13 protein-coding genes are annotated in these 8737 nt (G+C 67.7%); all 13 read left to right on the top strand.

Annotated elements, in window-relative coordinates:
- Window positions 1-1572, top strand: a 1572-nt coding sequence (locus VIU94_RS27140; protein ID WP_331915050.1) for an NlpC/P60 family protein, incomplete at its 5' end; no start/stop codon positions are given.
- Between the two features lie 29 nt (window positions 1573-1601).
- The gene (locus VIU94_RS27135) at window positions 1602-1820 is read left to right on the top strand and encodes a hypothetical protein (protein ID WP_331915048.1); all 219 of its coding nucleotides are present in this window, start codon (window positions 1602-1604) and stop codon (window positions 1818-1820) included.
- Window positions 1821-1832: 12 nt separating this feature from the next.
- Entirely contained in the window at window positions 1833-2300 is a 468-nt protein-coding gene (locus VIU94_RS27130; RefSeq protein WP_331915046.1) for a hypothetical protein, read from the top strand.
- Window positions 2301-2363: 63 nt separating this feature from the next.
- On the top strand, window positions 2364-2834 hold the full coding sequence (locus VIU94_RS27125) for a hypothetical protein (protein ID WP_331915044.1): 471 nt from the start codon (window positions 2364-2366) through the stop codon (window positions 2832-2834).
- Complete coding sequence (locus VIU94_RS27120) at window positions 2834-3535, top strand: hypothetical protein (RefSeq protein WP_331915042.1); 702 nt, start codon at window positions 2834-2836, stop codon at window positions 3533-3535. Before VIU94_RS27125 ends, VIU94_RS27120 begins: the two co-directional genes overlap by 1 nt.
- 15 nt (window positions 3536-3550) lie before the next feature.
- Window positions 3551-4630, top strand: a complete 1080-nt coding sequence (locus tag VIU94_RS27115) for a phage distal tail protein (RefSeq protein WP_331915040.1) — start codon at window positions 3551-3553, stop codon at window positions 4628-4630.
- Window positions 4631-4657: 27 nt separating this feature from the next.
- Window positions 4658-6460 carry a hypothetical protein gene (locus VIU94_RS27110; protein WP_331915038.1) on the top strand — a complete coding sequence of 601 codons (1803 nt, stop codon included), beginning with the start codon at window positions 4658-4660 and terminating at the stop codon, window positions 6458-6460.
- Window positions 6453-6875, top strand: a complete 423-nt coding sequence (locus VIU94_RS27105; protein ID WP_331915036.1) for a hypothetical protein — start codon at window positions 6453-6455, stop codon at window positions 6873-6875. Before VIU94_RS27110 ends, VIU94_RS27105 begins: the two co-directional genes overlap by 8 nt.
- Window positions 6876-7026: 151 nt before the next feature.
- Window positions 7027-7401: a hypothetical protein gene (locus VIU94_RS27100; RefSeq protein ID WP_331915034.1), complete on the top strand. Its 375-nt coding sequence runs from the start codon at window positions 7027-7029 to the stop codon at window positions 7399-7401.
- Window positions 7398-7604 carry a DUF7620 family protein gene (locus tag VIU94_RS27095; RefSeq protein WP_331913530.1) on the top strand — a complete coding sequence of 69 codons (207 nt, stop codon included), beginning with the start codon at window positions 7398-7400 and terminating at the stop codon, window positions 7602-7604. Before VIU94_RS27100 ends, VIU94_RS27095 begins: the two co-directional genes overlap by 4 nt.
- Entirely contained in the window at window positions 7601-7942 is a 342-nt protein-coding gene (locus VIU94_RS27090; protein ID WP_331915032.1) for a putative phage holin, read from the top strand. Before VIU94_RS27095 ends, VIU94_RS27090 begins: the two co-directional genes overlap by 4 nt.
- A complete protein-coding gene (locus VIU94_RS27085) occupies window positions 7920-8069 on the top strand; it encodes a hypothetical protein (protein WP_331915030.1) in 150 nt (49 codons plus the stop codon). Before VIU94_RS27090 ends, VIU94_RS27085 begins: the two co-directional genes overlap by 23 nt.
- Window positions 8066-8737 (top strand): CHAP domain-containing protein (locus VIU94_RS27080; RefSeq protein ID WP_331915028.1); only part of this gene is annotated, 672 nt, incomplete at its 3' end. The genes VIU94_RS27085 and VIU94_RS27080, both read left to right, overlap by 4 nt.

The raw sequence follows: 8737 nt of genomic DNA, 5'->3' as shown, positions 1-8737 counted from the left end.
CCTGCGGTGACGTGGCTGTGGAACACGATCATCAAGCCTGCGTTCGACGGCATCGGCTCGCTCATCAAGATGGTGTGGGAGAACATCATCAAGCCCGCGTTCACCGCCGTGAGCGAGTTCATTCTGAACACGCTCGGCCCCAAATTCGTGTGGTTCCACACGACGGTCGTCAAGCCGGTCATGGACAAGGTCGGCGAAGTGATCAAGTTCGTGTGGAACAGCGTCATCAAGCCTGCGTTCGATGCCTTGTGGAAGTTCATCACCGAGACGCTGGGCCCGAAATTCGTGTGGCTGCACACGACGATCGTGAAGCCTGTGATGGACAAGGTCGGCGAGGCTATCAAGTTCGTCTGGGAGCAGGTGATCAAGCCCGCGTTCTCCGCCCTGTGGACATTCATCACCGAAACGATCCCAAATGGTTTCAAGAAGGGCGTCGAACTCGTCGGCAAGTTCTGGGACGGCCTGAAGAAGGTCGCCGCGGCGCCGGTCGAGTTCGTCGTCAACACCGTCTACAACAACGGCATCGCCGCAGTGTGGAACGCCGTGGCGGACGCGCTGAAGCTTCCCAAGCTGCCCAAGCTCACGTTCTCCGGGTTCGCCTCTGGCGGCATCTACCCCGGCTACACGCCAGGGCGGGACGTCGGCATGGCGGCGGTGTCCGGCGGCGAGGCCATCATGCGTCCCGAGTGGACGCGAGCGGTCGGCTCCGACTTCGTCCACGGCGCTAACGCGGCGGCCCGCCGCGGCGGCGTCGGCGGAGCCGAGCAGTACATGCGGGACCGGTTCATGGGCGCCTACGCCGGCGGCGGCATCATCGGCGACATCCTGGCCAACGGCGTGAAGTGGGGCGCGGAACAGATCCTCGACCCGATCCTGGCCAAGGCGTCCAGCGTCATGGGCGACAGCCCGTTCGCGCAGATGCTCATCAACATCCCGAAGACGCTGATCTCCAAGGTCGTCGCGTTTCTGTCGGAGAAGGAGGCGGCGGCCGGCGGCGCCGGCGCGGGTAAGGCGCTGGAGTTCGCCCGCAAGCAGATCGGCAAGCCGTACGAGTGGGGCGGCACCGGCCCGGCGACCTTCGACTGTTCAGGCTTGACGATGCGGGCGTGGCAAGCGGGCGGGCGCGGAGACATCCCGCGCACGTCGCAGCAGCAGATGGCGTGGGTCAAGCCGGTACAGGCCCCAGTGCCCGGCGCGCTCGGCTTCCCGCACGAGGGGCACGTCTGGCTGTATGTCAACCCGTCCACGATCATCGAGGCGCCGCAGACCGGGTTGAAGATTCGGCAGGTCGCTTCTCGCGCAGCTCAGTTGATCGGCGTCCCGCCCACGAAGGGCGAGCCGGCGGCGTACGACTCGGGCGGCTTCCTGCCGACCGGCCACAGCCTCGTCTACAACGGCACAGGCAGGCCGGAGCCGGTACTGACGGACCAGCAGTGGCAGGCCATCCAAGGCGGGGCTCGGGGCGGCGATTCGCCGATGCTCAACATCGAAGAGTTCCACGCGACGCCGCAGCAGTCTCCGCAGGCGATCTCGCAGGAACTGTACTGGCTGTCCAAGTCGAGGCCGCGCTGACCAACCCATGGAGAGGGGGCGGCTTCGGCATGCCCTGGAACCCGGAATCGGGCCGCACCTTCGGCCAGTACATGCGCGACAAGGCGATCCAGGTCCGGCCTTCGGGCTGGACCTGGGCCACCCGCGACCAGGTGGTGGAGGACTCGCCGACCCGCAAGACCGTGCGTGATCAGGCGGGTCATGACGTGACGGAGCGGACGGACGGGCAGGGCCGCGAACACAAGGACGTCAACATCAATCTTAGATAGGAGGCGTCCGCGTTGGCGCTCACGCAAGACGGGTGGTTCAACTCCACCATGATCGCCGCACTGTCGAACGACATCGCACTCGATCTCGGGGACACCACGCTGGGGACGTTCAAGGGGGCGCTCTACGAGGACTCGGTGTCCCCGAACTTCTCCCAGTCGAACCCCGCCTATGGGAGCTCGCCGCTCGACAGCGGCGAGTCGTCCGGCGCCGGGTACACGGCCGGCGGGGCGGATCTGACGGTGGTGTCGTTCGCGGAACTGTCCGGGGCGGCGAACAAACTCGGATGGCAGTTCGATCCGGTCGAGTGGGAGGAATCCACCATCGACGCGGCCGGGCTGTTGATCTACGTGCCGTCCCTGTCGAATCGGGCTGTCCTGATGAGGACCTTCAACGGTACTTACACCACTGCTGACGGCCTGTTCACGATCACGTTTCACTCTGACGGCGTGTGGCGGCAGGTGCTCCGCAACTCCGCCTGACCTGGCCATCAACGACCCTTCGCCCGCCATCGTGCGGGCTTTTCGCATGATTGGAGGCCGTTCGTGGCCAAGATCGGTTACTCGATCATCACCGGCGGCGCGGTGTCTCTGTCCGCGTCCACCGCCAAGAGCGTGCTCGGCGTCCAGGCGGGCGAGAGCTTTTCCATCGACCTGAAGAAGATCTGGCTGGGCTTCACTGGCGTCACGGCGTCCGAAGCACCCGTGACCTGTGAACTGTGCCTGGCGACGTTCGCCACGAACGGGCCCGGCACCAACAGCACCAGCGTGACGCCCATCCAGCTGTACGGGCGGACCACCACCGTGGGAGCGACTGCGGCGAAGAACTGGACGTCGGAGCCGACCGTGTTGACGACGATCGCAGAGTTCCCGCTCACCCCGAACGGCGGCACGGTCCTGTACGACTGGCCGCTGGGCGACACCCCCGACTGCGCACTCGGGAACGGTTTCGTGCTGCGCTGCACGGCCGCCGCGACTGTGTCGGTGCGGGCGTCGATGACTTTCGAGCGCGCCTGATGGCGGACATCGCCATCGACTCCGGCTCGCCGGCGCTCGCCTCTAACGGGGACGTGTCGTCGGTGTCCACGGCGTCGTTCACCAGACCGGCGGGCGGCCTGCTGGTGGCCATGGTGTTCGCGATCTCCAATGCGACGTACACCCTCGCCGGCGGCAGCCTGACGTGGACGCGGCAGGTTTCCGGCGGGGCCGACATCTGGACCGCACCAGTGACCGGCAGCGGGTCCATGACGGTCACTGTCGGGAACCTCGTCTCGGGCGGGTTCGTCGGCCGAGGTGCAGCGATCAAGGTCATCGGCCTGACCGGGCAGTCGCTGCTCGACTCGATCGGCGCTACCGGCGAAGGTGAATCCACGACGAACAACCTGACGGCGATCGGCTACACCTCCACCGTGGCCGGGTCGCGAGGTTTCTTCGCCGGGCGGGAGGCCGCCATAAGCGGCGCCCCGACCTCGACCGACACCGGATTCGCCTGGTCTTTCTCCACCACTGAAGCGTTTCCCGCCACGTATCGCGGGCTGTTCTCGTACAAGGCGTCGAACACTGCGTCCCCTAGCTCCGACGTCACGTTCAACGCGGACGCAAGCGGCTCCGGAACTGCCGACTGGGAGTGGGTGGCGCTGGAGATCGTTCCTGACGTCAACGTCAGGAGTCGCACTGTCACGTCCCGCGCCGCCGTCCATCGCGCCGCTTCCTGGTAAGAGAGGCGGTGACCGGTGGCCCGCGCAGGACGTAGCTATCCGAACCGGCCGAACATCGCCCGGCATCCCCGCAACTGGGACTGGCACATCGCCCTTGGGCCGTTCGAAACCCTCGCCGAATGGCCTGCGATCACCGCCGAGACGCCCAACGCGGATGTTCTCCTGGCGCCGCTGGAGACGCTGTCCGAGTGGCCGGGCCTGGACATCGCCGTGGACTTCGCGGCCACGCTGCCCGCCTTCGAGACGCTGTCGGAGTGGCCAGACCCGGGCGTCGTTGTCCCGGTGTTGCCCGGCGACGACATCACCGGCAACTACCAGATCGAGTTCAACGGCACCGTTTTCGGCGGGTATGGCAACCAGTACCAGATCATCGCCGGATCAGTGGAGGGCTGGGACGATCTGCCCGCCCTCGACTCGGCCAACGTCCCCCGCCCGTCCGGGCACGGCGCATGGCCGGGGCGCTACCTCGCACAGGCACGCCAGGTCACTGCCACCATCGCCGTCAACATCGGAGACGGAGGCGACTTCGCCGGAGCGGTAGCCGAGATCCGCAAACTCCTCACCCCGCCCGCAGGAGAGACCGGGGCTCCGCTCGTCATCTCCACCCGAGACGAAATCCTCCTGTCGCTGGAGGCGGTCGCCGACTCGCGGGCCATGCCGACCGGCGCCTACCACGCCGGATGGATCCCGGTCGCGGTCAGGTGGATCTGCGCTGATCCGCGCCGCTACAACGTGATCAGGTCCGGCATCAACATCCCCGTCGCCTCCACGCAGACGATCGAAAACGCGGGCAATGTCGAGACACACCCGCTGCTGCGCCTCGACGGGCCCGTGGAGAACCCCGTCGTCGCCAACACGACACTCGGCCGGACGATCGCGTTCGCGGTCACGCTCAACTCCACGCAGCGGCTCACGATCGACACCGACGCCGGAAACGCCACCATCGACGGCGAGTCCGCCCTGTCCACACTCACCGGCACCAGCGCGCCAGTCTCGGACTTCGTATTCGAACGCGGCACCAATCAGATCTCGTACACGGCCTCCTCAGGCGGCAGCAAGGGCCTCGTGACGCTCTACCGGGACGCCTGGCTCTGACACCCACGGCACGCAAGGGGGTGGCAGTTGCCTGCCAAGGTGCGCTCCAGCACGGTCGCCACCTCCCACTCCACGAACGTCGACATCAGCCGGCCGTCCGGAGTCCGCGCCGGAGACGTGCTGATCGCCATCCACTACAACGACCGGGACCGGTCCGGGACGGGAGCGCCGACCGGCTGGACGTCTCTCGCCTCCGCCAGCGGGGGCGACGTCGCTGTACGCGTGTGGTCCAAGACCGCCGCCGACGACGAACCGGCCACCTACCGGTTCCGGCAGCCCTCAGGAGCGAACGGCACCATCCATCTGCTGGCCGTCACCGACGTAGACACGTCCATCTCGCCACAGGTGGCCGTCTCCACAACGGTCGGCCCCGACCCGGTCACCCCATCAGTGAAGCCCGCCGCTGGCGCCAGCCTGGAGATCCGCGCCGCCGGCATCGTCCCTCTCTTCGGCGCCGCCCTGTCGTGGTCGCCGCCGTCCGGGTACAGCATGCGCGGCACCGCCGACGCCGACTTCTTCGTCGCGTCCGCCGTGGCGGTACGGCAGATCAACTCCTCCGCCGCAGTCGGGGTACTCGCGTTCGACCTGTACGACGCAATCGACGTGCCGGGGCTGGGCGTCACCATCTCGCTCGCCGCGACCGACGCACCCGGCACCGGCCCTCCACCACCGCCGTTCACGCCGGGCCGCGGCTCGGCCTTGTACCGGTACGTGTTCGCCGGCTGGGACGGCACCTACCTGGATGACCTGGAGCTATCCAGCGTCACGTTCGACAAGCGGATCGGGCAGGCGGGCGCGTTCTCGGCGTCCATCGCCGTCACCCCCAAGACGCGCGACCGTATCGCCCGCATCATCAGCCCCGACCCGACAGTCCTCAACACCGGTCCCGGTGTGGTGACGTGCCAGATCTTCCGGGCCGGCGAGCCGTGGGGCGAGTACTGGATCACCGCCGCGTCGATCTCCCAGTCCGGCCGGGAAGCTCCCCAGATTTCACTGACCGGATCCACCCTGGACGCCTACATGCTGCAGGTCGAAATCCAGGAAGAGCTCGCCTATGAGGGCGAAGACCAGATCGACATCGCCCGCGCCCTAATCGAGTCGATGCAGGGCCGCGACGGCGCCGACCTGCGACTCCTCCTTCAGGACGGCACCTCAGGGGTGCCCCGAGACCACACCTACCCGGCGAACGAGGGCACCTACGGGCAGCGCCTCCAGGAACTGGCGGAGCTGGAGAACGGCTTCGAATGGATGGTCAACATCGCCACCGGCGCGTCCGGCATCGAACGGCAGTGGGTGTGGGGGGCTCCGCGACTCGGCAGCAGCCAGGTCGAGCATGTGTTCTCCAACGCCCGCAACGGCGGCGACATCCTGTCCTGGTCGGAGGAAATCGACGCGCTGCGCGGCGGCACCTACTGGCGGGCCCGCGGCGACTCCGTGTCCGATGACGCCTCCACCGCAGGCACTCCGCTTATCTCCGATCCGGCGCTCGCCGAGGCGCATCTGGCCGCAGGGTGGCCGCGCCTGGACCGGACGATCGCCCGCTCCAGCGTCTCGGAGACGGCGACGCTGGAGGCGTATGCCGCCTACTGGGCGACCAATGCTCCCGGCGCGCTCCGCGTGGACCAGATCACCGTGGCGCTCGGCGCCGAACCGACGTTCACCCCCAACAGCCTGGGGGACCGGGCCCGGATCTTCCTCCACAACGACTGGCACCCGCTCCACTCCAGGGAGCGCCGCATCATCGGCATCTCCATCACCCCGCCCGGTCGCGAAGGCGGCAAAGAGGTCGCGCAGTTGACCTTCGAAGGGATCGAGGTGCCGAGTGGTTGACAAGTTCTCCGGCAACCTCGCCGACGAAGTGGCCGCCCTGCGCGCCGAAGTGGCCGAACTCAAGGCCATCATCCGCGCGAGGCCCGCCCTCACCACGGCCTCACAGGGCTGGCGAATGACGGACATGGATATCCCGTCTGTGGCAGCGGGAGAGATCCAGATCGGCAGCAACGACGGTGACCTGTTCGTGGCCACGGCTGATGGCACCAAACGCATTCCCACGCTGAATATCCCAGGGGCCGCACCCGACTACCCAGGCTCGTTCACCAGCCCTGCGACGGTGTCCGGAACCGTGCTGGACGTGCACTACAACGCGTTGCGCGCGGACGTTGTGGCTCAACTGCATGGCCCGCTCAGGGACCTGATCGAGAAGGGCCGCACCACAACCGGCAGCGGACTCTGGCTGCCGTCCTGATCGTGGCCGCCCGCGGACCGGCTTCTCCGGGTGCTGCCGGAAAGCGTCGGTAGAGGGAACCGCGGGCGGTCGCCCCCTTCCTCTGTGCCGCCCGTTCCGGGGGATGCGCTGGCGGCGCCCCGAACTTGTTGATCACCTTTGGAGGCTGTGAGTGGAATGGGCCCAAATCCCTGTAGTGCAGTTGGGGGCGTTGGGCGTCCTGCTCATGGTCCTCTGGCTGGTGTTTCGAGGCAACCTCGCGCCGTCGACGCTCGTGCCGCGCAGCACTTTGGACGATGTGCGGGCCGACCGTGACGCCCGCATCGCCCAAGTGATCGCCGATCGCGACGAACGCGTCAAAGAGGCTAATGAGGACGCCGCAGAGTGGCGGCAGCTGTATGTGCGCGAGTGTGAGGCGCACGATCTGACTCGCCGGGCGCACGCCGAGGAGATCAGGGCCGCGCTACTGGCCAGTACCGAGGGAGCCCAAGTGGCCGCCGCGCTGCTGGCCGAGATGCGGTCCCGGCAAATCGAGGCGGGGTCATGACCGAACGCGACGACGGAAGGCTGCCCGACATCGACGAGGCCAGACAAGCAGCCGAAGAATCCCAACGGCGCGCCGAGGAGGACATGCAACGCGCCCGCGAACGCGCCCGCAAATCCCTCTCCCTCGCCGACCGGCTGCGCCGGCTGCGTGAGCAGAACGGCTTCGACCGGCTGTTCGACGACGCGTTCGGGGGTGTCGGATGACGTCCGGCCCGATGTTCCTCATCGGTAACGTCCTCCTGATCGTGACTGCCCTGCTGGCGCTCGCCTGCGTGGCCTCGCAGGCGCTGCTGGCCCGCTGGTGGGAGACGCCGGGCGGGCGGCACGTGATGGCGTTCCAGAGCGTCCTGGCCGCTGTCCTGTGCCTGTGGGCGCTCCGGGTGTGGGTGCCCGACAGCCCGCTCGTACTGCTACTGCGTTTTGCCGCGTTCGCCTGTCTGCCCCCGGTGCTCGCCTGGCGGCTGGCCATCATTCTGCGGACCTGGCGCACGAAGCGTCGCGATTATGAAAGGGGGCGCAGTGCAAGCCAAGACGGAAGCTGAGTTCACCGAAGACGGCGTGGACCTCCACCACTGGGGCCCGACCGAGCCCGACGAGGAGCAGGTGCTCCGCGAGCTGTACGGGCCGCCCGACGTGGACGGCGTCTACCGGGGCGAGGGGGCGCAGTGACCGCGAAGGCGATGCTCGCCGCCGCCCGCAAGGACCTCGGGCTGACTGGCCGACCAAACCGTCTGACCCGCGCGTACGCTGCCCGCAATGGCGCCGAGTTCCTGGCTGTGGCCTGGTGCCAGATCTCTGTCAGCGAGTGGGCGAGGCGGAGCGGCAACGCCGAGGCTGTGCTGCCGCGCGGAGATCGCGCCTACACGGTGTGGTCGGCAGAGGATGGCGAACGGCTGGGCCGCTGGCATGCAGGCACCGTCGCGAACATCAAGAAGTACGCGCGCCCGGGCGCGGTCATCTACTTCGACTGGCAGTACACGGACCGGATCGCGGCGATCGACCATGTGGGCCTGGTGGAGAAGGTCCTGCCGGACGGCAGGGTCGCCACGATCGAGGGCAACACGGGCGACGCCTGCAAGAGGCGCGTCAGGTCCGCCGACGTCATCGCCGGCTTCTGGAACCCCGACTACGAGGAGGATGACATGCCGTCTGCGAAGGAGATCGCGGAAGCGGTGTTCGACCGGTTCACCGGCACGGTGACCGATGACGTGTGGGCTGCGCGGGAGGGGATCCTGGACGTCGGCCAGAAGATCGACCCGAAGACGGCGTTCCGTCAGATCTGGGCCTACGCCAAGGACGGGTACGCCCGCGACCGGGAGATCCTCAAGCTGCTGGCC

The sequence above is a fragment of the Streptomyces sp. genome (assembly GCF_036566765.1).
Lineage (GTDB): Bacteria > Actinomycetota > Actinomycetes > Streptomycetales > Streptomycetaceae > Streptomyces.
Note: the sequence above shows the minus strand (reverse complement) of the source record. Positions and strands in the feature narration are given on the sequence as shown.

What these genes read in the sequence shown, in the direction of transcription:
- VIU94_RS27135 (WP_331915048.1), top strand. Translation starts at nt 1,602, where the DNA reads ATGCCCTGGAACCCGGAATCGGGCCGCACCTTCGGCCAGTACATGCGC.
- VIU94_RS27090 (WP_331915032.1), top strand. Translation starts at nt 7,601, where the DNA reads ATGACGTCCGGCCCGATGTTCCTCATCGGTAACGTCCTCCTGATCGTG.
- VIU94_RS27120 (WP_331915042.1), top strand. Translation starts at nt 2,834, where the DNA reads ATGGCGGACATCGCCATCGACTCCGGCTCGCCGGCGCTCGCCTCTAAC.
- VIU94_RS27095 (WP_331913530.1), top strand. Translation starts at nt 7,398, where the DNA reads ATGACCGAACGCGACGACGGAAGGCTGCCCGACATCGACGAGGCCAGA.